The 26,530-nt window shown below is 67.9% G+C and carries 23 protein-coding genes; 15 read left to right on the top strand and 8 right to left on the bottom strand.

Annotated features, from left to right (window positions below):
• The first annotated feature begins 16 nt into the window (after positions 1–16).
• Positions 17–1,162, top strand: a complete 1,146-nt coding sequence (locus tag DAT37_RS26565) for an acyl-CoA dehydrogenase family protein (protein ID WP_109527587.1) — start codon at positions 17–19, stop codon at positions 1,160–1,162.
• Between the two features lie 64 nt (positions 1,163–1,226).
• Here DAT37_RS26565 and DAT37_RS26570 read toward each other — a convergent pair whose 3' ends face one another.
• From DAT37_RS26570 to lexA, 3 genes are all read right to left on the bottom strand, one after another.
• On the bottom strand, positions 1,227–1,856 hold the full coding sequence (locus DAT37_RS26570; RefSeq protein ID WP_109527588.1) for a histone deacetylase: 630 nt from the start codon (positions 1,854–1,856) through the stop codon (positions 1,227–1,229).
• 140 nt (positions 1,857–1,996) lie between these two features.
• Positions 1,997–3,175 carry a lipase family protein gene (locus DAT37_RS26575; protein WP_109527589.1) on the bottom strand — a complete coding sequence of 393 codons (1,179 nt, stop codon included), beginning with the start codon at positions 3,173–3,175 and terminating at the stop codon, positions 1,997–1,999.
• A gap of 292 nt (positions 3,176–3,467) precedes the next feature.
• Positions 3,468–4,193, bottom strand: a complete 726-nt coding sequence (lexA, locus tag DAT37_RS26580; RefSeq protein WP_109527590.1) for a transcriptional repressor LexA — start codon at positions 4,191–4,193, stop codon at positions 3,468–3,470.
• A gap of 208 nt (positions 4,194–4,401) precedes the next feature.
• Between lexA and DAT37_RS26585 the strand changes: the two genes are divergently transcribed.
• The 3 genes from DAT37_RS26585 (at position 4,402) to nrdR (ending at position 6,921) form a co-directional block, all read left to right on the top strand.
• Positions 4,402–4,869: a hypothetical protein gene (locus DAT37_RS26585; RefSeq protein ID WP_109527591.1), complete on the top strand. Its 468-nt coding sequence runs from the start codon at positions 4,402–4,404 to the stop codon at positions 4,867–4,869.
• A gap of 137 nt (positions 4,870–5,006) precedes the next feature.
• Positions 5,007–6,260 carry a hypothetical protein gene (locus tag DAT37_RS26590; RefSeq protein ID WP_109527592.1) on the top strand — a complete coding sequence of 418 codons (1,254 nt, stop codon included), beginning with the start codon at positions 5,007–5,009 and terminating at the stop codon, positions 6,258–6,260.
• 190 nt (positions 6,261–6,450) lie between these two features.
• A complete protein-coding gene (gene nrdR, locus DAT37_RS26595) occupies positions 6,451–6,921 on the top strand; it encodes a transcriptional regulator NrdR (RefSeq protein ID WP_109527593.1) in 471 nt (156 codons plus the stop codon).
• A 32-nt stretch (positions 6,922–6,953) separates the two neighbouring features.
• Here nrdR and hrpA read toward each other — a convergent pair whose 3' ends face one another.
• Entirely contained in the window at positions 6,954–11,198 is a 4,245-nt protein-coding gene (gene hrpA, locus DAT37_RS26600; RefSeq protein ID WP_109527594.1) for an ATP-dependent RNA helicase HrpA, read from the bottom strand.
• A 182-nt stretch (positions 11,199–11,380) separates the two neighbouring features.
• Here hrpA and DAT37_RS26605 point away from each other — a divergent pair, with 182 nt between their 5' ends.
• Both DAT37_RS26605 and DAT37_RS26610 read left to right on the top strand, forming a co-directional pair.
• Entirely contained in the window at positions 11,381–12,016 is a 636-nt protein-coding gene (locus DAT37_RS26605; RefSeq protein ID WP_109527749.1) for a Pr6Pr family membrane protein, read from the top strand.
• 80 nt (positions 12,017–12,096) lie between these two features.
• The gene (locus tag DAT37_RS26610) at positions 12,097–13,320 is read left to right on the top strand and encodes an aminotransferase family protein (RefSeq protein ID WP_109527595.1); all 1,224 of its coding nucleotides are present in this window, start codon (positions 12,097–12,099) and stop codon (positions 13,318–13,320) included.
• A gap of 6 nt (positions 13,321–13,326) precedes the next feature.
• On the opposite strand, the gene DAT37_RS26615 is transcribed toward DAT37_RS26610, so the two are convergent.
• A complete protein-coding gene (locus DAT37_RS26615; RefSeq protein WP_232840007.1) occupies positions 13,327–13,806 on the bottom strand; it encodes a GNAT family N-acetyltransferase in 480 nt (159 codons plus the stop codon).
• 78 nt (positions 13,807–13,884) lie between these two features.
• On the opposite strand from DAT37_RS26615, the gene DAT37_RS26620 reads away from it, so the two are divergent.
• The 4 genes from DAT37_RS26620 to DAT37_RS26635 all read left to right on the top strand — a co-directional run bounded on the left by DAT37_RS26620 (position 13,885) and on the right by DAT37_RS26635 (position 19,635).
• Positions 13,885–15,546 (top strand): acyl-CoA synthetase, encoded by a 1,662-nt coding sequence (locus DAT37_RS26620; protein ID WP_109527596.1) that lies wholly within the window; start codon positions 13,885–13,887, stop codon positions 15,544–15,546.
• 63 nt (positions 15,547–15,609) lie between these two features.
• Entirely contained in the window at positions 15,610–16,668 is a 1,059-nt protein-coding gene (locus tag DAT37_RS26625; protein ID WP_109527597.1) for an AAA family ATPase, read from the top strand.
• A 9-nt stretch (positions 16,669–16,677) separates the two neighbouring features.
• Entirely contained in the window at positions 16,678–18,477 is a 1,800-nt protein-coding gene (locus tag DAT37_RS26630) for a vWA domain-containing protein (RefSeq protein WP_109527598.1), read from the top strand.
• 480 nt (positions 18,478–18,957) lie between these two features.
• Entirely contained in the window at positions 18,958–19,635 is a 678-nt protein-coding gene (locus DAT37_RS26635) for a DUF5134 domain-containing protein (protein WP_157978710.1), read from the top strand.
• 99 nt (positions 19,636–19,734) lie between these two features.
• On the opposite strand, the gene DAT37_RS26640 is transcribed toward DAT37_RS26635, so the two are convergent.
• The 3 genes from DAT37_RS26640 to DAT37_RS26650 all read right to left on the bottom strand — a co-directional run bounded on the left by DAT37_RS26640 (position 19,735) and on the right by DAT37_RS26650 (position 21,952).
• The gene (locus DAT37_RS26640) at positions 19,735–20,409 is read right to left on the bottom strand and encodes a PhzF family phenazine biosynthesis protein (RefSeq protein WP_109527751.1); all 675 of its coding nucleotides are present in this window, start codon (positions 20,407–20,409) and stop codon (positions 19,735–19,737) included.
• A 320-nt stretch (positions 20,410–20,729) separates the two neighbouring features.
• The gene (locus DAT37_RS26645) at positions 20,730–21,269 is read right to left on the bottom strand and encodes a carboxymuconolactone decarboxylase family protein (RefSeq protein ID WP_109527600.1); all 540 of its coding nucleotides are present in this window, start codon (positions 21,267–21,269) and stop codon (positions 20,730–20,732) included.
• Between the two features lie 95 nt (positions 21,270–21,364).
• Complete coding sequence (locus DAT37_RS26650; protein ID WP_109527601.1) at positions 21,365–21,952, bottom strand: peroxiredoxin; 588 nt, start codon at positions 21,950–21,952, stop codon at positions 21,365–21,367.
• A 116-nt stretch (positions 21,953–22,068) separates the two neighbouring features.
• Between DAT37_RS26650 and DAT37_RS26655 the strand changes: the two genes are divergently transcribed.
• The 5 genes from DAT37_RS26655 to DAT37_RS26675 all read left to right on the top strand — a co-directional run bounded on the left by DAT37_RS26655 (position 22,069) and on the right by DAT37_RS26675 (position 26,467).
• Entirely contained in the window at positions 22,069–22,977 is a 909-nt protein-coding gene (locus DAT37_RS26655; protein WP_109527752.1) for a hydrogen peroxide-inducible genes activator, read from the top strand.
• Between the two features lie 148 nt (positions 22,978–23,125).
• On the top strand, positions 23,126–24,802 hold the full coding sequence (locus DAT37_RS45005; protein ID WP_198654442.1) for a gamma-glutamylcyclotransferase family protein: 1,677 nt from the start codon (positions 23,126–23,128) through the stop codon (positions 24,800–24,802).
• Positions 24,803–24,854: 52 nt separating this feature from the next.
• Entirely contained in the window at positions 24,855–25,445 is a 591-nt protein-coding gene (locus tag DAT37_RS26665; protein ID WP_109527602.1) for a TetR/AcrR family transcriptional regulator, read from the top strand.
• An 81-nt stretch (positions 25,446–25,526) separates the two neighbouring features.
• Positions 25,527–26,264, top strand: coding sequence for an SDR family NAD(P)-dependent oxidoreductase (locus DAT37_RS26670; RefSeq protein WP_109527603.1), 738 nt, complete (start codon positions 25,527–25,529; stop codon positions 26,262–26,264).
• Entirely contained in the window at positions 26,264–26,467 is a 204-nt protein-coding gene (locus DAT37_RS26675) for a tautomerase family protein (RefSeq protein ID WP_109527604.1), read from the top strand. The genes DAT37_RS26670 and DAT37_RS26675 overlap by 1 nt, the downstream gene beginning before the upstream one ends.
• The last annotated feature ends 63 nt before the right edge of the window (positions 26,468–26,530 follow it).

Genomic DNA, 26,530 nt, shown 5'->3' on the forward strand with positions numbered 1-26,530 from the left:
TCACTAGGAGGTTGGTGTGGAGCGCACACTGTTCGAACCCGAACACGACTTGTTCCGCGAGTCGTTCCGCAAGTTTCTCGATCAGCACGTCGCGCCGAACCACGCGAAGTGGGAAGAAGCGGGCATCGTCGACCGAGATGTGTGGCTGGAGGCGGGTAAGCAGGGCTTCCTCGGCATGGCCGTTCCGGAGGAGTTCGGCGGCGGCGGCGTCGTGGACTTCCGCTACAACGCCGTGCTGACCGAGGAAGTGACTCGGGGCCAATTCTCCGGGCTCGGATTCACCCTGCACAACGACGTGATCGCCCCGTACCTGATCGATCTGACCAACGACGAGCAGAAGCAGCGCTGGCTGCCCGGATTCTGTTCCGGCGAGATCATCACCGCCATCGCCATGACCGAACCCGGCACCGGCTCCGATCTCCAGGGCATCAAGACCCGCGCGGTTCGCGACGGCGACGACTGGATCCTCAACGGCGCCAAGACCTTCATCACCAACGGCATCAACGCCGATATCGTCATCGTGGTCGCCCAGACCGATCCGGACAAGGGCGCGATGGGTTTCAGCCTGTTCGTCGTCGAACGCGGGATGCCGGGCTTCGAACGCGGCCGCAACCTCGACAAACTCGGCCTCAAGGCGCAGGACACCGCCGAACTCAGCTTCGCCGACGTGCGCGTCCCCGGGAAGAACCTGCTCGGCACCGAGGGCATGGGCTTCATCCACCTCATGCAGAACCTGCCGCAGGAACGTCTGTCGATCGCGGTCATGGCCGCGGGCGCGATGGAGGGCTGCCTGGACACGACCATCCAGTACGTCCGTGATCGCAAGGCCTTCGGCAAGCCCATCGGCGCCCTCCAGAACACCCGTTTCGTGCTGGCCGAACTCGCCACCAAGACGACCGCGGTCCGCATCATGGTCGATCGCTTCATCGAGGATCTCAACGCGGGCAAACTCTCCGCCGAGGACGCCGCGAAGGCGAAATGGTGGAGCACCGAGGAACAGCTCGACCTGATCAACCGCTGCCTGCAACTGCACGGCGGATACGGGTACATGAAGGAATACCCGATCGCCAAGGCGTACATGGACGCCAGGATCCAGACGATCTACGGCGGAACCACCGAGATCATGAAGGAGATCATCGGGCGGTCGCTGAAACTGTCCTGATCGCAAGCCTTTTCGCACCCGACCCGGACGCGGTGTCCGCGACGGGCCGGGGTGCGTGCGCGGATCAGGCGTCGCCGTCCGGATCGAGCGCGGCGGCAACGGAATCGGGCGTCCACCTCAGATCCGCACCGGGCCGCGTCGCCAGGTATTCGGCGATCCGACGCAGCGCCCAGCCGTGGGATTCGGCCAGTCCGGCGGCGAGATGACGCAGGTACGCGGGGGCGGGCGGGTTGCCGGGAATGTCGGTGTGCCGCCACGGGGCGGTGCAGGTCAGCACGGGGTAGCCGTCGAGAGTGCCGGTGCGGACGAGGGTTTCGTAGCGTCCGGGTCCGAGGGCGGTGCGCCCCGATCCGATGACCTCGGTGAGGTCGAGATCGATGCCGGGCGGGCGATACATCTCCTGGGCGACGATATCGGAGAACTGTCCGACGCCGATCAGATACGCGCCCGCCGCTGTCTCGCCGGGTGCGTCGGGCGCGTAGAAGGCACGGCCGCCGGTCCAGGTCAGCGATTCGGTGGCGAAGTACAGCAGGCCGGGCAGCAGCAGCGGCACCGAGCGGCGCGGGGCGGTGTGATCGCGACATCCGGGCAGGTCGATCGCGCCGCCGACCGGTGTGCCGCCCGAGAGATAGCACGCGAAACGGCTGCGGTGCAGATTGGATCCGTACGCCGCGTACCACACGAGATCGGTCACCCGGCCATTGTGCCGCGTGCGGACACCGCGACGATGTCGCGTCCGTGCCCGCCGCCTCGGGACAGCGGAAGGGCGAGCACGGTACCCGCGCTCGCCCTTCCTGTTGTTCGCCTATCGGCGCTGTCGACTCCCGGTGCGGGTCAGCACCGCACGGGGACCGGGTCGTTGCGGAACCGGGCCTCGACGTAGTTCCACGCGTCGGCGAACCCCGCCACCGCGGTCGTCATGTGCTCGGCGATGTCGTACGGGGTGAACGTCAGCGGAGCACCGGCGCGGCAGTACCGGTCGGCGACCTCCTTGACCGAATCGAACGGGGTGAGTTCGTCGTAGATGCCCTGCCAGATGAGCATCGGGGCCGTCGGCACGCCGTCGTGATAGCGCAGGCTGTTCTCGCGCAGTACTTCCTTGGCCGCGGGACTGTCCATCAGGCTCTTGGACGCCGCGAGTTGATCCGCGCTGCGCAACGCGCCGTGGAACAGCAGGAAGCGACGGCATTCGTCGTGGGTGATATCGCGGAACCACAGGCCGGTGTTGTTCAACTGGTCCGAGACCGGCAGCCGGTTCGGGTATTCACGCTCCAGGCCCATGGCGGCGGCGAAGGCCAGGCCGAAACCGGGATGCGGTGCGAAGCCGAGTCCGAGTGCCATCTGTTCGAGGTCGGCCGGGATACCACCCGCGACGACCGCGGCGAGTTTCAGTTCGGGCGCGTAGGTCGGCTGGAGGGCCCCCGCCCACGCGGAGGCCATCCCGCCGCCGGAGTAGCCCGCGATCGCGACGGGCGAGGTGGACAGCCCGATCTCGGTGGCGCGCTGCACGGCTCGCACGCCGTCCAGGGTCACCATGCCGCTCAACTTCGCCGCGCCGTAGGCGACGTTCGGACCGAGGTAGTCCGGCAGGGATACCGCCCAGCCCCGGCCGATCGGCAACATCGCGCCGACCGCGTCCTGGAGTTCGCCGTTGAACAGCGAGCGCGACGGATTGCATTTGGTGCCGAGCGAATTGATCAACGCCTGGTAGGACACCAGCGGGGGATTCTTCACGCCGATCGGCAGCAGCACCGTGGTGGCGGCCATGATGGCGTCGCCGCTGGAATTCGTCGAGCGGAACGCCACCTGCCAGGCGTCGGTGCCGACATAGGGTCCGGAATCGATACGCCGGGTGCGCACGACGTCACCGGGCGCCTTGGCGGCGAGATCGCCGGGAGCGGTGAAGAACGGATCGGGATCGGGTGAGGGATAGAGCGGATCGGCGGTAGCGGTCGTCATCAGCGAACCCGCCGAGAACAGGGTGATCAGGACCGCCAGGATCCTGGTCAGCATCCGAGACAAGGGTGTGATTCCTTTTGTTCCAGGGGAATGCGGCGTCTGCGCGAGCAGCGGTGATACCGCCGGCCCCGACGCCGGATGCCACGTTGCAGGCATCATCCGGAGTCCGAGGTTAGTCGAATCACATTGGTGCGTAACACTTCCTGCATGCGTGAAAGATCACAACATATAGGCCGCGACGGTTGGGTGATCGTGACGTCATGTGCCTTCACATGAAATGCGACCGACGGAAAGACGAAGCGGGGCAGCGACTGTGGGTCGCCACCCCGCTTTCGGACACTCGTGCTCAGATCTTGCGGATCACCGTGACGACCTTGCCGAGAATACGTGCGTCGTTGCCGGGAATCGGTTCGAACAGCGGGTTGTGCGGCATCAGCCACACGTCGTTGCCGGTGCGTTTGAACGTCTTCACGGTGGCGTCACCGTCGATCATCGCGGCCACGATATCGCCGTTGTCGGCGACGTTCTGCTGGCGCACGACCACCCAGTCACCGTCGCAGATGGCGGCGTCCACCATGGATTGACCGACGACCTTCAGCAGGAACAGCGAACCGTCGCCGACCAGTTCGCGCGGCAGCGGGAAGACGTCCTCCACCGCCTGCTCGGCCAGAATCGGACCACCGGCGGCGATCCGGCCCAGGACCGGCACGTAGGTCGGGATCGGGTGGTTCGCGTCCGGGGTGTCGCTGTCCTCGACCGCCGCGCCCGGCAGGGTGGTCACCGAGCGCACCGCCTCGTCCAGTCCGCGTACGTCCACCGCGCGTGGACGATTCGGATCGCGCCGCAGATAGCCCTTACGTTCGAGGGCTCGCAATTGATGGGCGACCGAGGAGGTGGAGGTGAGGCCGACGGCGTCGCCGATCTCCCTGATGCTCGGCGGATAGCCGCGCTCGCTCACCGAGGTGCGGATGACCTCCAGTACCTTGCGCTGACGCACGGTGAGATCTACCCCGGTCCGGGACGGGTGGGCCCCGACTCCGCCCTCGTCACCCGTGTCGTCTGTGTGGCTCACCGGCAACCGCCTTCCTGTTGATGATGTCGCCCACTGAATTTAGTCCGGTCAGGCCGATGTATCAAACATCTGTTCGACGTATGTCCGGTGTTGCTGCTGACATTGTCAGTGGACCGTGGTAGAAATCGAACACAAGTTCTTCGAACACATGATCGAATAGCGACTCCCTTCGAGCGACAACACAGCACCCCTCACGGAGGTTTGTCCGATGCGCACCGCGATCAGCGATCCCACCGCTACTGCCACCATCACCGTTCCGGCTCCGATCGATGAGGTCGTCGACGGCCCCGACCGGGCCTTCGATTCCCTTCCGTCGCCGACGCGGCACCGACGTCGAGGCGGGGTGCGGGCGCTCGAGGCGGTGTCGCGGACCTCGTCGGATCGTCGACCGCGCGGCAGTCGTCCCGGCGGCGCGGTGGAGCTGTATCGCCGCGGCTCGGCGCGTATGGCCCCCGCCTCGGCTCCGCACGGCGTGTATCCGATGGAGGCCAGGGTCGCCAGGGCGCAACTGGGTTTCGCGACTCTCGCGATCGCGGCGCTGTCGAGCGCGCTGGTCGTCACCGCGCTGATCGGGCTCGCGCACTGGCGGGCGGGCACATTCCGGGAGGAGACGCCCGCGCCGGTGCCGGGTGTGGTCGAGCCGCAGCCCGCTACCTGGGGCCTGCCTCCGCGTTGATGTCGATGTGAGCCCGAGGTGGCGGTTCGCTCGCCGGGCTGGCCGAATTTCTCGATCGAAAACTAGAACACGTTGCTACCGTGGCGGCGACGTGACTCAGACGGCAGCAGCCTCGATCGATACGGGATTCCTTCGCAATGACGCCACACCCCGTCGGACGCACCGTCCGCACCACCGCCCGGATCGCCGGGTTGCTCGCCTGTCTGCTCTTGGGGCCGAGCGTGATTCCCGCCGCGCACGCGGCTCCCGCCTCCGTCGAGTACCTCGACATCACGGCCGTCGACGACGACGGATCCACCGGGGGTGGACTGAATCCCGCACTGCCGCTGGAGGAATCGACCCTGCGTGAGGCATTGGACGACGCCAGGTCCGCGGGTGTCGCGCCGCACCGTTACGGCACACTGCTGCACCAGTATTGGCTCGTGGTCGCCGCCCGCAACGCCGGGATCGACCTGGCCGCGTGGGATCCGTCGCGCGGTGTGCGCGCCAACGAGCACACGTTCAACCTGGTGTACGTCAACTACCTGCGGTTGGCGACACGGCATCCGGAGTTCTACTGGGCGGGCCTCGCCGGTATCGCGGGCGGGTCGTTCGCCTCGGGGTTCTTCGATATCGGCGATGTCGGCACCGTGCTCGACCTGCCGGGGATCCACCGACTCGGCAGCACCGTGGCCGATCTGCTGGCCGGCGTACCGCCCGAACTGGTGGCGGGACTGCCGTCCGACATCAGGTTGCTCGCGACCGAGGGCCCGCGCCTGACCGTCGAGGATCTCGACTGGTACCGGACCCGGCTGATGATCATGCAGCGCCACATCTTCCTGGATCTGGTGCCGATGCACGAGGCCTACGCGGCGCTGGGCACGGCGGGAATCGACGAGATGTACGCGGCGGGGGTGATCGACGCCGATATCCGCGCCGGATGGCAGTCCCTGGCGGCGGGCACCACGGCGGGATACGTGGACGCGCTGCTGCGGATGACCGATCGCGAACAGAACCACATCGTGGCCGATCAGTGGGACGAGACCACCGCGGGCCGCGAGGGTATGGGCAGGGTGCTGACCTACCTCAGCACCGTGGCGGGCAAACCGGCCGTGCCGGGCGTCCGCGCACCCGGGGTTTTCGCCCCCGCGACCGTCCGGGCCGAGGTCGGCGGGCGGATGCTGGCCCTGCGCACCCCGCTGCCCGCTTTCAACTGGGCCGATCGTGACACCCGCTGGGCCTACATCATGGGCGATCTGGTGCCCTGCCATATCGATATGGAATCCGACCCGGCACTCGCGGCGACCGTGCTCGGCGAGTCCTTCTGGGACAAACTCGCCCGGGGCAGGCTCGTGCCGCGACTGCCCGACCTGATCGCGGATATGACCCAGCAGTGGCAACTGGCCGGGTGACGTGCGCGCCTCATTGCGAAAGACCCGGTGGCGACCGAGTATTCTCGAATTGCTATGGAGGTATACCAAGCGTCAACGGGGATATACCTCGTAAGGGGCTCACGCTCCCGTATACGTGCTCGCCGGACCGGTCGCTGCGATCGGACACAGGTCCGGACGCGGGCGCGCGCATCGACGAAGGATCTCTCGGATGCATTGCCCGTACTGCCGACACCCTGACTCCCGGGTTGTCGACTCGCGCGAGGCCGAGGAAGGCGCGGCCATCCGCCGTCGACGATCCTGTCCGAACTGTGCACGACGTTTCACCACGGTCGAGACCGCGATCCTGTCCGTGGTCAAACGCAGCGGCGTCACCGAACCGTTCAGCCGCGAGAAGGTGATCCGCGGTGTGCGGCGCGCGTGCCAGGGCCGCGAAGTCGACGACGATGCCCTGAACCTGCTGGCCCAGCAGGTCGAGGACGCCGTGCGGGCGAAGGGTTCGCCCGAGGTGCCCAGTCACGAGGTCGGTCTCGCCATCCTCGGTCCGCTGCGCGATCTCGACGAAGTGGCCTATCTGCGCTTCGCCTCGGTGTACCGGTCCTTCACCTCGGCCGAGGATTTCGAACGCGAGATACAGCACATGCGGGCCGCGCGCGCCGCGGCGACGGTCAGCGCCGATTGAGGGATTCGCCGCCGGGCACGTACCGGCGGCGGTCAGCGTCGGACGGCGGAGATGGCCTTCTCGATGCGTTTGGCCGAGATCGGGTAGGGCGTACCGAGTTTCTGGGCGAACAGGCTCACCCGGAATTCCTCGATCATCCACCAGATCTCACCGATGTCGGGGGCGTGGCGGCGATTTTCCGGTAGGGCCGCGAGCAGCCGATCGTAGGCCGCCAGCGCTCGGTCGACTTCGGCGATGCCCTGCCGGTCGCGGGTCGCCGAGGCGGGCAGGGCCTCCAATCGGGTGACCGCCGCGCGCAGGTAGCGGGGTAGCTCGGCCAGGCGCGCGCTGCCCCATTCGGCGACGAAGCCGCGGAAGACCAGATCGTCGAGCTGGTGGCGGACATCGTCGGCGATATCGCGCTCGGCGGTCTCGGCCAGCGCCGCGTCGACCCGGTGCGCCTCGGCCAGGACGGGGACGACCAGGCGCACGATCCGCGCCACCGCGGCGGTGAAGTCCGGGCGGATCGTCGCGATCAGGGCCTCGAATCGTTCCGGACTGCGCACCGGCCCACCGGCCGCCGCGATCAACTCGTCCGCGGCGGCGGCACGGCAATCCTCGACCAGGTCGTCGATACCACCGTACGGATTGCGGCTCAGCGCGAGCCGCTCTCGCGGCGGCAGACTCGCGGTGACCGCTCGCACCGAGGTGGGCAGTGCGGCCAGCACCAGGGCGCGGGTGCCGGTGCGCATGGCGGCGGCCTGCTCGGCGGGTGAACTGAGTACGCGGACCGCGACACCCTCGCCCTCGGCGACCAGCGCCGGATAGCCCGTGACCGTCTGGCCCGCGACCTCGCGGCGCACCGTCGGTGCGACGGTGCCGAGTGATTCCGAGGTCCAGACCGCCGCGGGCGGGCGTTCGGCGCCCGCCGTGGCCCGGGCCACCGACGCCGAAACCTGTGCGGCCAACTGTGTTTTGAGCACGGAGAGGCTTTTGCCCTTGCCGAGCACCGCGCCGTCGGTGTCGAGTGCGGCGAAGGTCATCCGCAGGTGGTCCGGCAGCGCGGCGGCGTCGAGATCGGCCGCTGTGATGGTCACCGAGCCCAGGCGTGACAGTTCACGGGCCAGGCCGGTGCGCAGCGGTTCGGCGCGCGGCGTCAGCGCGGCCAGGGCGGCGGAGGCGAAATCCGGTGCGGGAACGACGCTGCGGCGCAGGGATTTCGGCAATGTCTTGATGAAGGCGGCGGCGAGTTCCTCGCGCATCCCCGGCACCAGCCAGTCGAAGCCGACCGGGCGCACGTGCGCGAGCTGTTCGACCGGGATGCGCACGGTGACGCCGTCGTCGTCGCGGCCCGGTTCGAACTGGTAGGTCAGCGGGAAACTCAATTCGCCCTGGCGCCACGCGTCGGGGAAATCGGTGGGATCGAGTCCGGCCGCGGTGTCGTTGACCACGGTGGATTTCGAGAAGTCCAGCAGCGCGGGATCTTTGCGTTTCGCGTTGCGCCACCAGCTGTCGAAGTGGCGCACCGACACGATATCGGCCGGGACGCGCCGATCGTAGAACTCGAACAGCACCTCGTCGTCGACCAGGATGTCGCGACGGCGGGCCCGGTGTTCCAGATCGGCGACGTCGTCGAGCAGTTCCCGATTGCGGTGGAAGAACTCGTGGTCGGTCTGCCATTCGCCCTGGACCAACGCGTGGCGCAGGAACAGTTCCCGCGACAACTCCGGGTCGATACGCCCGTAGTCGACCGGCCGTCCGGTCACCAGGGGCACACCGTAGAGGGTGACGCGTTCGTAGGCGCGAGCCGCGCCGCGCTTGCTGGACCAGTGCGGTTCGGAGTAGACCCGTTTGACCAGATCCCCGGCGAGGCGCTCGGCCCATTCCGGTTCCACCCTGGCCGCCATCCGCCCCCACAGCCGCGAGGTCTCGACCAGTTCGGCGGCCATGACCCAGCGCGGCGGTTTCTTCGCCAGCGAGGAGCCGGGGAAGATCATGAACTTGGCTCCGCGCGCACCGAGGAATTCGCGCGATTCGGCTTCCCTGACGCCGATATGGGACAGCATGCCCGCCAGCAGCGATTGATGGATCGCGGTGGAATCCCATGGCATGTCGTCGGATTCGCTCGAAGCGGCCTGGTGGGCGGAGCGGGTGCGCCGCTCGTCCGTCGCACCCGGGCGCTCACCCCGATCACCGCCCGCCGATCCCGAGCGTCCACGCGAGCGTCCGGGTCGACGGCCGTCGTCACCGGATCTCGGGCGTCGGCTCGGCCGCTCGCCGTGATTTCCGCGCCCGGCTCCGTCCTCGCCGGTGGCCGTGTCGCCCTGTGCGCCCGCTGTCGACCAACCGAGGCCGCGGGTGATCGTGCGCAGTTGCCCGTGCAGGTCCTGCCATTCGCGAATCCGCAGGTAGTGCAGGAACTCGTCGCGGCACATACGGCGGAACTGACTGGACGACAACGATGTCCGCTGTTCGGTCAGGTAGGTCCACAGCCGCGCGTAGGCGAGGAAATCCGAACCCTCCACGACGAAACGCTGATGTTTGGTGTCGGCGGCCTGCTGATGTTCGGCCGGGCGTTCGCGCACATCCTGGATCGACAGGGCGGCGACGATGATCAGGACGTCGGCCAGACAGCCGTTGCGGTGCGCTTCGACCAGCATCCGGGCCATCCGGGGATCGACGGGGATCTGTGCCATCTCCCGCCCGATCGGGGTCAGCGACAGGGCGGCGTCCGAGTCGGCCCTCCTCTCCGGCTCGGCCGCGTCGCTGCGTCGCGACTGTCCGTCGCCGTCGGAGGTGGCGGGGCCGCGTCGTTTCCCGTCGGGTCGCCGCGCCAGCGCGCCGAGTTCTTCCAGCAGCGCGACGCCGTCGCGGATCGCCCGCTTGTCCGGCGCCTCCACGAACGGGAATTTCTCGATATCCCCGAGTCCGAGGGCGGTCATCTGCAAGATGACGGCCGCCAGATTGGTGCGCAGGATCTCCGGTTCGGTGAACGCGGGCCTGGCGTCGAAATCCTGTTCGGAATACAGCCGGATGGCGATGCCGTCGGCGACGCGGCCGCAGCGTCCCGAGCGCTGCCGCGCCGAGGCCTGCGACACCTCCTCGATGGGCAGCCGTTGCACCTTGGTGCGCATGGAGTAGCGGGAGATGCGCGCGGTGCCCGGGTCGACCACGTAGCGGATGCCGGGCACGGTCAGCGAGGTCTCGGCCACATTGGTCGCCAGCACGACACGGCGGCCGGTATGCGGCTGGAAGACCCGGTGCTGTTCGGCGGCCGACAGCCGCGCGTAGAGCGGCACGATCTCGGTGCGCGGAAGTTTCAGGTCGCGCAGCGCATCGGCGGTGTCGCGGATCTCGCGTTCGCCGGAGAGGAACACCAGCACGTCGCCGTCGCCCTCGGCGAACAGTTCGCGCACCGCGTCGCCGATGGCATCGACCGGATCGCGGTCGACGACGCGGGTGTCCTCCTCCTCGTCGTCGGCGACCACAGGCAGTTCCAGCGACAGCGGCCGGTACCGGATCTCCACCGGAAAGGAACGACCCGACACTTCGACGATCGGCGCGGGCACACCGTTCTCGTCGGCGAAATGGCGGGCGAACAGTTCCGGGTCGATGGTGGCGGAGGTGATGATCACCTTGAGATCGGGACGGCGGGGCAGCAGTTGCGCGAGGTAGCCGAGCAGGAAATCGATATTGAGGCTGCGTTCGTGCGCCTCGTCGATGATGATCGTGTCGTAGCGGCGCAGCATCCGATCGCGCTGGATCTCGGCGAGCAGGATGCCGTCGGTCATCAATTTGACCAGGGTGCGGTCGGAGGCCTGGTCGGTGAAGCGGACGGTATAGCCGACCACGTCGCCCAGTTCGGTCCCCAGCTCCTCGGCGATACGTTCGGCGACCGTGCGGGCGGCGAGCCTGCGCGGTTGGGTGTGGCCGATGGTGCCTCGGATGCCCCGGCCGAGTTCGAGGCAGATCTTGGGGATCTGGGTGGTCTTGCCCGACCCGGTCTCGCCCGCCACGATCACCACCTGGTGCGCGGCGATCGCCGCGGCGATGTACTCGCGACGCTGGGTGACCGGCAGTTGCTCCGGAAAACGGATCGCCGGAACCGCGGCGCGCCGCGCGTCGACACGCAGCTCCGCCGCCGTGATCTCGGCGGTGATGTCGGCGAGATCGGCCGAGTCGGCGTCCTTCCCGCGGGCCCGGTCCAGCCGTCGCTTCAGCCGGTATTCGTCGCGGAGGGAGAGGTTCGCCAGGCGGGTGCGGAGTTCACGTATTCCGTTGTCAGCTGTCCTGGTCATCGCGTACTCCAGCGTAATGGGCGCGTTCGGGCATCGTCAGCCCGGAGCCGTCGCATCGCCGTCGCCGCGATTCGGGCTGCCGCGAACCACAGCGCCCCGGCTGCCGTTGCACCGTGTTGCTGCCGGGATGCCGGATGTCGCGTTTCGGCTGCCGACCTGTTCGGATGTGCGACGATTCCGCGATGGACACGAGGTCGGGCACGGCATGGTGGATCAGGGTTCTGCGGGTGGCCTTCGCCGTGCTCGCCCTCGTGGCGCTGGTATGGCTCCCGCTGCGCAACAGCGATGTCGAGACCTTCTCCATCGCGAACTTCTTCAGCTATTTCACCATCCAGTCCAATGTGATCGCGATGATCGTGTTGCTGGTCGGTGGCCTGCGCGACCCGGCCGGTCATCGGTGGCAGCTCCTGCGCGGCGCGGCCACCCTGTATCTGGTCATCACCGGGGTCGTCTACGCCGTGCTGCTGGCCGACGTGGACGTGGCGCTCACCGACCGCTGGATCAACGACATACTGCACCGGATCCTGCCGATCGTCATGGTGCTCGACTGGGTCCTCGTACCGGTCGCGCTCGGGATCAGCGCCAGGCTGATCGGCGCGTGGCTGATCTACCCGTTCGTCTACGGTGTCTACACCCTCGTGCGCGGACCTGTGGTCGACTGGTATCCGTACCCCTTCCTCGACCCACGGCACCAGGGATATGTGTCGTTGATCATCGGTCTCGTCGTCCTGACCGGGGTCTTCGCGCTGCTCGCTCTGGCCGTGGTCTCCGTCGGTGCGCTGGCCACCCGTTGGCGCCGTCCGGCTCCTGCCGGATGATCGAGCGAGCGGCGGGGTCACTGTGTGCGCGACCGGCGCGGGCGACGACCCGAACGAATGATGAGGTATAGGTGGTTGGCATGAACGCGTTGTGGCATGGATTCGCCGATATGGGCGCCGTCGAACGAGACGGGGCGTTCGTCGTGGCGCGCGGGGAGGGCGCCTACATCTACGACACGGCGGGCACTCGCTACCTGGACGCGACCGCCGGGCTCTGGTTCACCAATATCGGCCACGGCCGCGGCGAGGTCGCCGACGCGGTGGCCGCCCAACTCCGCGATATCGCGCACTACTCGAATTTCGGTGACATCACCGAACCGGTCACCCAGGAATTGGCCCGGAAACTGTCGGAGATCGCGCCGGTGCCCGGCAGCAAGATCTTCTTCACCTCGGGTGGTTCGGATTCGGTGGACACCGCGGCCAAACTGGCCCGCCGGTACTGGCACGAGGTGGGAAGGCCGGACAAGACGATCGTGGTCGGTCGCAAGCGCGCCTATCACGGCATGCACGTCGCCGGAACCGCGCTGGCGGGCATTCCGGTCAACCGCGAGGGGTACGGCGAACTCATGGCCGACGCGCGCACCGTCGAATGGGACGACGCCAAGGACCTGCTTGCCCTGATCGAGGATGTCGGCGCGGAACGGATCGCGGCGTTCTTCTGCGAGCCGATCATCGGCGCGGGCGGGGTCTACCTGCCGCCGGACGGCTACCTGCCCGAGGTGCGCCGGATCTGCCGCGATCACGACATCCTGTTCGTCGCCGACGAGGTGGTGACCGGATTCGGCCGTATCGGCGGGTCCTGGTTCGCGTCGTCGCGGTTCGGGCTCGAACCCGACATCATGACCACCGCCAAGGGGCTGACCTCGGGCTATATGCCGATGGGCGCGGTTTTCATCGCGCCGCGTCTCGCGGAACCCTTCTTCACGGGCGGCGTCTGGTGGCGTCACGGCTACACCTACGGTGGCCACGCGGGCGCGGCCGCGGCGGGACTGGCGACCCTCGCCATCATGGAGAGCGAGAACCTGCTCGACGAGGCGGCGCGGATCGAGTCGTCGCTGCACGAACAGTTCGCGCCACTGGCCGATCACCCGCGCGTCGCCGAGGTGCGCAGTGGGATCGGCGCGGTGGCCGCCGTGCAGCTCGCCGATCCGGCAGAAGCGTTGCCGTTCGTGAAAACACTTCGCGCGCACGGTATCTCCGGGCGCGCTACCGGACAGGGCGCGTTGCAGATCTCCCCGTCGTTCGTGATGACCGATGACCAGATCGGCGCACTGGTGCGGGGATTCGCCCGGGCGCTGGGGTAGAGCCGCTCAGAGCGTCCGCGTCATGAAGACGCTGTGCGGGCTCGGCTCGTAGTCGCCGAACGGCGGGCAGCGGGCGAATCCGTGACGCCGATAGAGATCGATCGCGCGCAGATAGAAATCCGACGCGCCGGTTTCCAGGCTGAGCCTGCGGTAGCCGCGCGCGCGGGCGACCTCGACGATGTGGGTGAGCAGTGTCGTCGCGATACCGCGCCCGGCGTGGGTCGCGACGGTGCGCATGGATTTGATCTCACCGTGTTCGGGGCCGAGTTGCTTCAGCGCGCCGCAGCCGACCAGTTCTCGCCGGTCCCACACGCTCCAGAACGTGACGGCGGGATCGCGCAGCGCCGCGATATCGAGCGCGTGACTGCTGTCGTCGGGGGAGTGCGCGTGCATCTCCGCGAGATGCGCGTCGAGCAGCGCGGCGATCTCGGGGCTGGTCAGGTCGTCGACGGTAATCCGCAATCGGTGCTCGGCGTCGCTGGACATCGCTCCATGATGGCCGGTGGGGCGGGGGCGCGGCGAGTCGGCGTGTCAGCATGGACGCAGACAGTGAGGGACCCGAACATGCGAATCACCGACAGCATCGGATCGGCGGCCGTCGGTGCGTTGCGCCGTGCCGCCGACGAAACCTATTACGCCGGATTGGCGGTGCGCGCCGGGCTCGTCACCCCGGAGCGTCCGGACCGCCTCGCCCGGATGGGGGTCGCGCTGCTGCGCTCGGGCATGCTCGGCGGCCTCACCGCGGTGGCGGCGCTGCGCTATCGCGACCGGGTCGCGATCCTGGACGAGCGCGGGCCCGTCACGTTCCGTGAACTCGACGACCGCAGTACCGCGCTGGCGAATGCCTGGCGGGTGCGCGGCCTGCGTGACGGCGAGGGCGTGGCGATTCTGGTCCGCAACCATCGCGGCTTCCACTACGCGGTTTTCGCCGCCGCCAAATGCGGCGCGAGGATCATCCTGTTGAACACCGATTTCGCCGGCTCCGCGCTGCGCGAGGTGCTGGCGCGCGAAGGCGCGGATCTGCTGGTGTACGACGAGGAATACGCCGGTCGCCTCGCCGGGTACACGGCCGCGCGCGGCAGTTACCGCGCCTGGGTCGACACCCCCGCTGTCGACACCATCGACAACCTCATCGCCTCCGGTGCGCGGACCCCGCCGCGCAAACCCACGACCGCGGCCGCGGTCGTGCTGCTCACCAGCGGCACCACCGGAACCCCGAAGGGCGCGCGCCGCGCCGAGCCCACCTCGCTGGCCCCGCTCGGCGCGATCCTGGCCCGGGTGCCGTTGCGCGCCAGGGGCGTCGTCGAATGTCCGGCCCCGCTGTTCCACACCCTGGGATTCGCGCACGCGACGCTGGCGCTGGGTTTCGGATCCACCCTGGTGATCCGCCGCCGCTTCGATCCGCAGGCCGTGCTCGACAGTCTGCGCCGTCGCCGCGCGACCGCGCTGATCGTGGTGCCGGTGATGCTGCGGCGGATGGTCGATCTCGGACCGAAATCAAATGCGGCACAGGATTTTTCGCGACTACGCGTCATCTTCGTCGCGGGTTCGCCGCTCGGGGCGGATCTGTGCGTGCGGGCCACCGAGGCGTTCGGGCCGGTGCTCTACAACGTCTACGGCTCCACCGAAGTGGCCTACGCGACCATCGCGACCCCCGCTGATCTCGCGGTCGAACCGGGCTGCGTGGGCACGGTGGTGCCGAGCGCCACGGTGCGGATCCTCGGCGACGACGACCGGGAAGTGCCGAACGGGCGTATCGGACGTATCTTCGTCGGCAACAACTACCAGTTCGACGGATATACCGGCGGCGGTGACAAGGCGCGGGTGGGCGGTCTGATGTCGACCGGCGACGTAGGGCATTTCGACAGCGCCGGAAGACTTTTCATCGACGGCCGCGACGACGACATGATCATCTCCGGCGGCGAGAACGTCTTCCCCGCCGAGATCGAGGAGTTGCTGGCCGCCCATCCCGCGGTGGTCGAGGCCGCCGTGTTCGGCGTCGACGACGATCGGCACGGTCAGCGGCTGCGCGCCGTGGTCGTGGTTCGCCCCGGGCATACCCTGACCGCCGAGGATGTGCGTGAGCATGTGAGAAATCGCCTGGCTCGCTTCAAGGCGCCCCGCGACGTGGTCTTCGTCGACGAACTGCCGCGCACGCCTACCGGCAAGGTCCTCGTGCGAGTGCTGCGCGGACTCGGCGGCGCGGGCCCGGTCGACGAAAAATGAATGGCCACACCACGACGGCCGTCGGTATCGTCGACACCCGCGCCATCGTGAGGGGGAAGAGGTATGGAGGCGACCGTCGCGGTCACCCCGGACCAGTTGCCGGAGCTACTGCTGCACGTCGCCGTGGTCCGGCCGGTATTCCTCTGGGGCGCACCGGGAATCGGTAAGAGTTCGCTGGTGCGGACCTTCGCCGAATCCTTGGGGCTCGAATGCGTGACCCTGCTCGGCACCCAGCTCGCACCGGAGGATCTGATCGGTGTTCCGCAGATCGTCGGTGATCGCAGCCGGTTCGCGCCGCCGGAATCGATCGCACGGCCCGAGCCTTACTGCCTGTTCCTGGACGAACTGAACGCGGCTTCGCCGGAAGTACAGAAATCGTTCTACTCGCTCATCCTCGACCGCAGGATCGGCAACTACGAACTGCCCCAGGGGTCGGTGGTCATCGGGGCGGGCAACCGCGCCACCGACAACGCGCTCGCGCGGCCGATGGCCTCGGCGTTGGTCAACCGCATGGTGCACCTGCATCTGCGCGCCGACGTCGACGATTGGCTGAAATGGGCCGCGCTCAACGATATCCACCCGTGGATCGTGCGCTACCTCGTCCAACGTCCCGATCATCTGTGGTCTCCGCCGCCCAAGACCGAGGCGCCGTTCTCGACCCCGCGCGGCTGGCACATGCTCTCCGACGCCATGCACTCCTGCGGTGAAGACATCGACGACACGGTTCTGCACGTGCTGACCGCGGGAATCCTGACCGCGGGCCACGCCTCGGCCTTCCGCGCCTACGTCAAGACCCTGCGGCACGCCTACGACCTCGAGGCCGTGCTGAAGGGCGATCTCGGCTGGCCGCGCGATCCGGGCGATCGCGACCTGCTGTACTTCCTGTCGGAGACATTCCGGGCCCGGCTGGTCAAGGATCTGCCCGGCGCGCGCGAACACCTCTCGCCGTCGCTGGGCCGCTTCGTGATCCGGGTCAAGGCGATGCTGATCGAACTCGCCGAGATCTCGGTCGAATGCGCGCAACTGGTGATCGCGGCGGACGACGACGGTACGCCGGCGCTGCCCACCTGGTTCCTCATCGAGGTCAGCCGCGACCTGCCGCGCCTGGCCGCACGGCGCTAGAGGTCGGGCGTGCGGAAGAAGGCGAAGAAGGTGGATCCGTGGTCGGAGGCGATCGACCACGGCTGGCGAGAGGCGCGATCCCACACGGCTTTCCGTCATCTGCGGTGCGGGTCCCGTCCACTCGACGCCGGGGCGCCGAGTGACATCTGGGCCTACATCAGCGGTGAGGTGATCTACTACCACCCTCGTCGCCGGGCCGAGGCATCGGAATGGGCCTGGGTTTTCGCGCACTGCCTGCTGCACGCCGGATTCGGTCACCTGGATCCGCGCACCACGGCCGCCGGAAATATCGAGCGGGCGGACAGGAATCAGGACCAGCGCCCACCGCACCCCGCGTATCGCGCGGCCTGCTGCGCGGTCGTCGACCAGTATCTGGTGACCATGAAGATCGGACGTCGTCCGCTCGAATTCCCGCTTCCCCCTCGAATTTCCGACGAACACGAGACCGCGGCGCGATGGCGGGAGACCACGGTTCCGGACAACTGTCGGCGCGACGACCCGCCCGATTTCCTCATCGGTGAAGCCGAGGTGGCCAAAGACCTGGACCATCCACGCCATTTCGCCGCCGGACTGGCCGCGGCGGCCCGTGACGCGCTGGCCACCGCGGGAGGTGAGCACACCGAGCACGGACTGCGTCCGAGGCGGTCGTGGGACGCCGCGCTCGGCTGGTTCGTCTCCTCCTACCCGCTGCTCGGCGCGCTCGCGGCCGGGATGACCCTGGTCGCCGACGTGGACCTCGCCCGGACCTGGGATATCGCGATCGCCGCGGTGAACGCGGAAGCGGGGGAGATCTACATCAACCCGCTGGCGGGCCTGAACGACGAACAATGGCGATTCGTCCTGGCCCACGAGATGCTGCACGCCGCGCTGCGTCACGGTGAACGGACCGGCGCGCGCGATCCTCATCTGTTCAATATCGCCTGTGACTACGTGGTCAACGGCTGGCTGGTCGAGATGGACGTCGGGCAGATGCCGGAAGGGCTGCTTCACGACCCCGAACTGAAAGGCTGTTCGGCCGAGGAGATCTACGACCGGATCGCGACGGATCTGCGCAGACAGCGCAAACTCGCCACCCTGCGTGGTCGCGGGCTCGGCGACGTCCTCGGCGAACCGCTGCCGCGTCCGGGGAAGCCGGGCCGGTACGTCGATCTGGACGAGTACTACCGCAACGCGTTGGTCACCGGGCTGGCCTACCACCTCGCCGGTGGTCGCGGAACCGTACCCGCCGCCTTGGAACAGGCGATCAGGGCGCTGGACCAGCCACCGCTGCCGTGGGACGCCCAGCTGGCGCGCTGGTTCGACGAACACGTGCCGACGGTGGACAAGCGCCGCAGCTATGCCCGGGCGTCGCGGCGGCAGGCATCGACGCCCGATATTCCGCGACCGGCGTGGACGCGGCCCGAGGAGAACGTGCGCCTGCCCACCTTCGGCGTCGTGCTCGACACGTCGGGGTCGATGGACGTGACACTGCTCGGCAAGGCCCTCGGCGCCATCGCGTCCTATGCCACGGCCCGCGACGTGCCGCGCGCCCGTGTCGTCTACTGCGACGCCGCGGCCTACGACGCGGGCTATCTGCCGGTCGAGGAGATCGCGCGCGGGGTCCGGGTGCGCGGCCGAGGTGGCACGGTGCTGCAACCCGGCATCCGGATGCTCGAACGCGCCGAGGACTTCCCGGTCGACGGACCGATTCTCGTCATCACCGACGGGCAGTGCGAGGCCCTGCGCATCCGCCGCGAACACGCGTTCCTGGTGCCCGCCGGTGCGAGCCTGCCGTTCCGTCCGCGTGGGCCGGTGTTCCGGATCCGCTGAGCCGGGGGCCAGCGCGTGCCGAATTGGCAGTGCGGGAAGCTGTTTCGCATGCCACGGCGGCGCGGGACGGTTATGCTGCGTGGCGAGCCGATGAAGGGGGACGATCGTGTTCGGTGCGAACAGGCGCGGTCCTGTTGTTCGAGTGCTGGCGGTATCGGCCGTCGTGGCGCTGTCGTATCTCCTGGTGGAGGCACTGGTCGCGGCGGCGATCACTCCGCCGGGGTCACGGGTACTGTCGGAGTGGTCGCAAACGAAAGAGGCATCCCGCGTGGGTGTTCGGCGGTGATCGTTCCGCGGTGAGCCCGTGACCGTGCTGTTCGGACTCGCCCACGCCTCTTCGTTCTCGCGCCCTCGTGGGTGTGTCCGAGTCGCGTCGGTGTGTCGCCGGATGGGGTCGCGTTTCTCCTCCGCGAGAGCGGGCCGGATGCGAGCATGGGAACCGGTGGCCGCGATCGTCGTGACGAAAGGCGGTGGGGTGCTGTGCGGTTCGTGCAGGAGTACGCGGCGTTGCGGTGGGTGGTGGCCGCGGCGTTCCTCGTCGCGGCGGCGATGGTGACCGTGCGGATGACCGCCCCGTCGGGCGTGTGCGAGAGCGAGGGACCGAGGCTCTCCCCGCCGATACCGCGCGGAGTCGACAGCGGCGACCACGCGTGGCCGTACGACATCTCGGTCGAGTCGGCTATCGCTGCGGTCCACCACGAATCCGACGCCGCGCATCTCGTCATGTGCCTGGTGATGCTGACCATGCTGGTTTTCCCGCGCGGCGCTGATCCCCACGCGCTCCACGGCGTCCTCGTCGCCGCCGCGGTGGTTTTCACCGCGCTGCTGGCGACCCGTCTCGTACAGTGGCGCGCCGGAACCCCCGCGGTCACGACGCATCGGATCCTGGCACTCGGTTATCACGTAATCGCCGCGCTAGCAATGCTTTACGCTATGTCGGGCCATTCCGGCTCCGGCCCCGCTCCGCTCCCGGCCCTCGCGCTCGCGGCCCTCTTCTGCACCGACGCGGTCGCCGTGATCGCCGCCCCGCACACCGGCCGTCAGCACTTCGGACACGCGACCGGTCCCGCGGAAACCGCCCCGCCCGCCGCGGCGATCCCCCATGTGGTGATGGATCTCGGTACGGCATACATGCTCGTCGCCGCGGCACTGAGCTGAGTTCCGTCGCCCGACGCGGTGGGCGGGTACGCGAGCCGTCGAGTCGTGCGGCGCTGTCGTCGGATCACGGCCACGACGGGGTGCGGCGTGGCTTCGGTCCTACAGGTCGATGACCGAGTCGGCTGTCACCCGGCCGCCGAGGTGGACCCAGCCGTCGGAATCCCATTGGGTGAAGATCTGGCTGCCCTTGCCCTGGGTGATGTTGAGACCTTTGCGCAGCAGGGCGGTGAGGGCCACGGCGGCGGCCCCGGTCGCCTCGTCCTCGGCGATGCCCATGGTCGGTGCGAACATGCGCGAGCGCAGAGCGGCGCGATGTTCGTCGGTCCAGGTCCACAGGTAGTGCGGTCCGCCGGTGAAATCGTCCGGGCGCAGGGCGAGGAGTTCCTCGACGCTGTCGAGTTGGTGGAACGTGAAATCAGGCGCCCATTCGCCGCGCGCCTTGATCCAGGTGAGTCCGTCGGTCAGTTCGACCGTCACCGGCCCCGCCGGAACCTCCAGCACGCGCACGGGGACGCCCTGTTCGGCGAACCACCACGCGGTGCCGACGGTGGGATGTCCGGCGAAGGGCAGTTCGACGGCGGGCGTATAGATGCGCACCCGAGCGATCTCGTTCACGGGATCGGCGACGACGACGGTTTCGCTGTAACCGGCGCGTGCCGCCAGCAACTGCGGGTCGGCGGCCACCACGTCACCCGCCCTGGCGATTCCCAGTTCGTTCCCCAGCCGCCCGGCCGCGTCGGTGAACACGCGCACTACCTCGAGCCGCGTTCCCATGGCCTCCGGTTCACCCTGTTTGCCCATATCCGTGAGCCTACCGACCGTTCGCAGAGCCTCGAAGGCGCGTGCGGCCGATGTCGAGCATCCACCTCCGGTGTTAGCGACAAAGCGCACGGTCATCCGTACCTCGGGGAAGACCTGTGATCTTTCCGATAGCCGAATGGTTGCGAATGTGAACCGGTGGTTCGTCGAGAATGGCCGGGCGATGGGCGATCGAGCGACCAGAGCCACATTTTCCCGAGCACGATCCGGGCCACGGAGACGAGTTCGGCCCCGTCCCTGCGAGGGACGGGGCCGAACTCGTGTACTCCCGGCTGTCAGACCTGCGCGGCGGCGAGTGTCTCGGTGGACTGCACCGCCTGGCCGACTCCGGCAACGATCGCCGCCACCCGCAGCGATTCGAAGATCACCTCGCGCGACACACCGGCGTCGCGCAGGGTCTTCTCGTGCGCTTCCAGGCAGTGCGCGCACCCGTTGATCGAGGAGACCGCGAACGACCACAGCTCGAAATCGGCCTTGTCGACGCCCGGGTTGCCGATGATGTTCATCCGCAGACCGGCACGCAGATCGTCGTACTTTCCGTCGAGGAACGCCTTGCCCCGGTAGAACACATTGTTCATGCCCATGATCGAGGCCGCGCCGAGCGCGCCGTTGTAGGACTCTTCCGACAGGGTGTCGGCGGCTTCCTCGGCGATCTCACGCAGCGTCGTCGCCGACCGGGTCGCGGCCGCCGAGGCGAGCAGGGTGCCCCACAGCTGCTGCTCGTTCAACACGGTGGTGCGTGCGATCGATGACAGATTGAGCTTGAGGTCCTTGGCGTACTCGGGTAGGGAGTTCTTCAGGTTCTCGATGCTCATTCGACATTTCCTCGGATCATCCCCGCGCGTGCGGGCGATTTGTGGCGGATTTCGTTCACTTGCCGGATATTTCGGGAACGCTGATCGCGTGCGACTCAGACGCTCGCGGAGAGCAGCTCGCCCGCGTTGATGGTCGGGTCGCCCTTCTTCCAGTTGCAGGCGCACAGCTCGTCGGACTGCAGGGCGTCGAGCACGCGCAGCACCTCGTCGACGTTGCGGCCCACCGAACCCGCGGTCAGCGAGACGAACTGGATCTCGTTGTTCGGGTCGACGATGAAGGTCGCGCGATCGGCGACACCGTCGGCGTTGAGAACGCCGGTGGCCGAAGCCAGTTCACGCTTGAGGTCGGAAAGGATCGGGAAGGGCAGGGTCTTGAGATCCTCGTGCTGGGCACGCCACTGGAAATGCACGAACTCGTTGTCCACCGAGGCGCCGAGCACCTGCGCGTCACGATCGGCGAATTCCTCGTTCAGCTTGCCGAACGCCGCGATCTCGGTCGGGCACACGAAGGTGAAGTCCTTGGGCCAGAAGAAGACGATCCGCCACTTGCCCGCGTGGTCGTCGCTGGTGATCTGGGTGAAGTAGTCGTCGGGCTGCTGAGCGTCGACCTTGGACAGGTCACCGCCGATGACTGCGGTGAGGTTGTACGCCGGGAATTGGTCGCCGATGGTCAGCAGGGCCATTGCTATCTCCTCGTCCTTGTAAGGGTGGGTGTGCGAAGCATGCGAAGCGTTCGATTGTGATCTTGCCTAAAGACCAGTGAAAGGTAAAGGTGATCAGTCGCACTACACTGATAGGCGTGGCTGATCATATTTATCAACCGACACTGTCACAGCTGCGTGCGTTCGTGGCGATCGCGGAGTACCGGCATTTCGGCACCGCCGCGGCCAGGCTCAACGTGAGCCAGCCCACGTTATCGCAGGCATTGGTCGCCCTCGAAAACGGCCTCGGCTTGCAACTCATCGAGCGCAGCACGCGCCGGGTGCTGGTGACCGCGGCCGGAATGCGGTTGCTGCCCAAGGCGATGGCGACCCTGGAGGCGGCCGACCGTTTCGTCGCCTCGGCGGCCGGTGACGGTCTCGGCGGCACCCTGCGGATGGGCATCATCCCCACCGTGGCCCCGTATGTCCTGCCCTCGTTGCTGCCCGAACTTCGCAAGCGACTACCCGAGCTGCATCCGCAGGTGATCGAGGACCAGACCGCGCGGCTGCTGGACGGTCTGCGCACCGGGGTACTCGACGTCGCGCTGCTCGCGCTGCCGACACAGGCTCCCGGCCTGGTCGAACTTCCGCTCTACGACGAGGAGTTCGTCCTGGTCACCCCGCCGGGGCACGAGCTGGCCGGGCGCACCGACATCGGTCCGGCGGTACTCGACACCCTGCCGCTGCTGCTCCTGGACGAAGGCCACTGTCTGCGCGACCAGGCGCTCGATCTGTGCCGGTCGGTGGACGCGCGCCCCGGCGGCGTCGGAGACACCAGGGCCGCGTCGTTGTCCACGGTCGTGCAATGCGTCGCGGGCGGATTGGGCGTCACGCTGATCCCGAGTATGGCCGTCGCCGCCGAAACCGCGCGTGCCGAACTCGATACCGCCCATTTCGCGGCACCGGCGCCCGGCCGGACCATCGGACTCGTCTACCGCGCCTCCACCGCGCGCGCCGAGGACTACGAATACCTGGCCGCGATCGTCCGGGCCAATCGTCCGCACTGACCGATCCAACGGTGGGTCCGGCGTCTGTCCGCCGAGATCGCCGCGGTCCGGCGATTCGGAACCGTCGCGCGAGGACGGACGACGAGAACGGGGACCGGTGCTCGGGACGCCTCTCAGTGGGTCGATGCTCCTTCGTGGAAGGGAAGCCATGATCCGAACCTCGTTCGAGATGGTGACCCCGATGCCGTACGTCGCGTTGCAGCAGATGATGGACGAGGCCAACGCCTTCGGGGCCAGCAGCTACGAAAAGAACACGCGCATAGTGGAATTCACCGACCGAGTGATCGAGGCCTGCGCCGCGTACGTCCCGCGCAAGAGGTCGCCGATGTCCTCGGCGCTGGTCTACCGCCTCGACGGGGCATACACCGAGGTCGCCGACGACGCCACCGCCTACGGCGGCCCCCGGGTGTCGCACTACCGGTTGTTCATGGTCTGCGGCAGTCCCGACCCGACCGGGATTGACGCGGAAAGGGAATGGGTACGCGACTTCTGGGCGGCACCAGGGCCGCACACCGGACTCGCGGGAGGATATGTCAACGGGCTCACCGAATTCGACGACGCGAAGTTGCGATCGGTCGGGCGAACCGAACCCGACCTTCTCACCGCGACACAAGCCGCCTACGATCCCGACAACGTTTCCACCACAACGCGAATATCGTTCCGGCCGACCGAGGACGAGCGTTGCCCGAAAGTTCCGGGCAAGTGTCCAGTTAACCGTTCGTCCATTGACCTCGCATCGATCGCCCGAGTGGAGGACACTGGTTATGGGCGTCCGGGGGCCGTGTCACCGGACCGACAGCTGAGCGGTGGCACGGAGGCACAGAACATGTTTGCGCGCATCATCCTGATCCTGTTGTTCCCGATCGCCTGGCCCGTCTACTTCGTCATCTGGTGCCACAAGCACCCGGAGGAAGTACGACATTCCATCACCTCGGTGCGAGATCTGATCCGCCGTCACCCCAAACGCACCGCCTGGCTCGGGGTCGTCTTCGGCGGAATCGGCGTGATCGGGCACGTGGTCGACGGCGAATTCCTGGCGATGACGGTCGGTGTAGCGGTCGTCGGATGGTGCGGCTGGCTGCTGCTCAAGTGGAACAGGCAGGAAGCGGGGGCCGCGGGACGTGCCGCCGAGCAAGCGAAACGCGTGAGTGACGCGGCTGCGGCCGAAGATGACGGTGAGGCGGATGCGGGCGGGGATACGGCAGTGTCCGACCGCGATGTCACGGGGCAGGTCCTACCGCCGATCGGCGAGGCGGCCGCACCGGGTGATCGGACGGTGCGGGGTGGAGGTGCTGCGGCGGAACGGAGTTCTCGGGCGTCGAGCGGGGCCGGTGATCGGTCGACCGGGCAGGGAGAGACGGGGGCGGGCGAAGCGCGGCACGGCGGAGCGGCGACGGCGAGGGTGGGTGTGCTGCCAGCCCGTGCGTCCCGGGCCGAGGGCGACCTGTTCGTGTACGGCACCCTGCAATTCCCCGAGGTCCTGGTCGAACTGATCGGGCGCAGTCCCGCCGCCGAACCGGCCGAGATCCCCGGCTGGCGGGTGGCCGCGTTGCCGGGGCGGGTGTATCCGGGGCTCGTCCCCGATCCGGAGGCGGTGGCACGCGGGGTGATCCTGTCCGGGCTCGACGCGGGGGAGTGGGAAGTCCTCGACGCCTTCGAGGACGACGAATACGAGTTGCGCAGCGTCCGTTCCGGGAGCGGGCAGACACTGGCCTACGTCTGGACCGCCGACGTGACCGCCCAGGACTGGCAGGCAACCGAATTCGCCGCCACCCACCTCGCGGCCTTCGTCACCCGGTGCGGCCAGTGGCGTACCGCTTCGTAAACCGTCGAAGCGAGGGTTGCCATTAGTAGACGACCGGTCGTATATTCATCGCATGGCCAGACCGCGGCGCAGTGACGACACCCGGCAGATGCTGGTGGAGGAGGGGTCGGCCGGATTCCTGGCGAACGGCTATCACGGCACCGGGATCAAACAGGTGCTGGACGCGGTCGGAGTGCCGAAGGGGTCGTTCTACAACTATTTCGACAGCAAGGAGAGTTTCGCGCAGGCGGTCATCGACCACTATTCGCTCTGCATCCAACGCAACCTCGCCGACGCGCTCGGCCCGGCAGCCGATCCGATCGAGGGGCTGCGGGTCTTCTTCGACCGCCTCATTGATGATTTCGTGGCCGCCGACTACACCGGCGGCTGCCTGATAGCCAATCTCGGCGGGGAACTCGAGGGTAGTGAGACGCTGCGGGAATCGTTGTCCGGGGCGTTCACGGCCTGGCGCGACGGTGTCGCGGTCGCCCTGCGGGAGGCGCAGGAACAGAAGTTGGTTCGCGACGATATCGACGCCGCCGAACTGGCCGACCTGCTCGTCGAGTCGTGGGAGGGCGCGGTGATCCGGATGAAGATCGAGCGTTCGATCCGCCCGTTGCGCAACTGTCTGCGTCGACTGCTCGACGACTATTTTCTTCCCTGAATCCCGGTCCCGGGGCTCACGTCGTCGACCTGTGCCCATTTCAAGACGACCGGTCGTATCACATCGAATACAAGGAGTCTCATGTCAGCGAAGACGGTCATCGTGACCGGATCATCGAGCGGGATCGGCCGCGATGTCGCGCGCGCGTTCCTCGAACGCGGTGACGCCGTTGTGCTCAACGGACGTGATCCGGACAAACTCGACGCGGTGGTCGCCGAACTCGGCGCGCCGGACCGGGTCGCCTCGGTCGCGGGCGATATCGGTTCGCCCGCAACGGGTTCGGAGTTGGTACGGATCGCCGTGGAGCGGTTCGGCAGGGTCGATGTCCTGGTCAACAATGCCGGGATCTTCGACACGAAACCGTTCGTCGAGGTCACGGCGGCGGATCTGGACCGCTATATCGGCGTCAACCTCGAGGGCACCTACTTCACCACCCAGGAGGTGGTGCGACAGCTGTTGCGACAGGGCGGCGGCGGCAGCATCGTGAATATCGGCACCGTGCTGATCGATCACGCGCTCGCCGGACTGCCCGCTACGGCGCCGCTCGTGTCCAAGGGCGGCGTCCACGCACTGACCACCAGTCTGGCCGCCGAACTCGCGGTCGACGGCATCCGCGTCAACGCCGTCGCCCCCGGCTTCATCCGAACGCCGATCTTCGGCGATGCCGACGTCGACGCCTCCGGGCGGCTCGCGCTGCTCGACCGCGTCGGGGAAGTGGCCGAAACCACGGCCGCGGTGCTCTATCTGGCCGACGCCGAATTCACCACCGGCCACATCCTTCCCGTCGACGGCGGGTTCATCTCCGGAAGGGCAGCGTAATGCCGTACGTCAATATCAAGGTCACCGACGAGGGTGTCACCCGCGAGCAGAAATCCCGGTTGATCCGAGGTGTCACCGACCTGCTGCACGAGGTTCTCGGCAAAGCACCCGACAGCACCTACGTCGTAATCGACGAGGTGGCGCTCACCGACTGGGGGGTGGGTGGGGTGAACGTCGAGGAATGGCGGGCGCGCGAGTCCTGATCGACGGGCGTGATCCGGCGATACGCGAAACGCGTCGGCGCCCACGGCGGAAGGGCCGTGGGC

Source organism: Nocardia aurea, assembly GCF_003123685.1.
GTDB lineage: Bacteria > Actinomycetota > Actinomycetes > Mycobacteriales > Mycobacteriaceae > Nocardia > Nocardia aurea.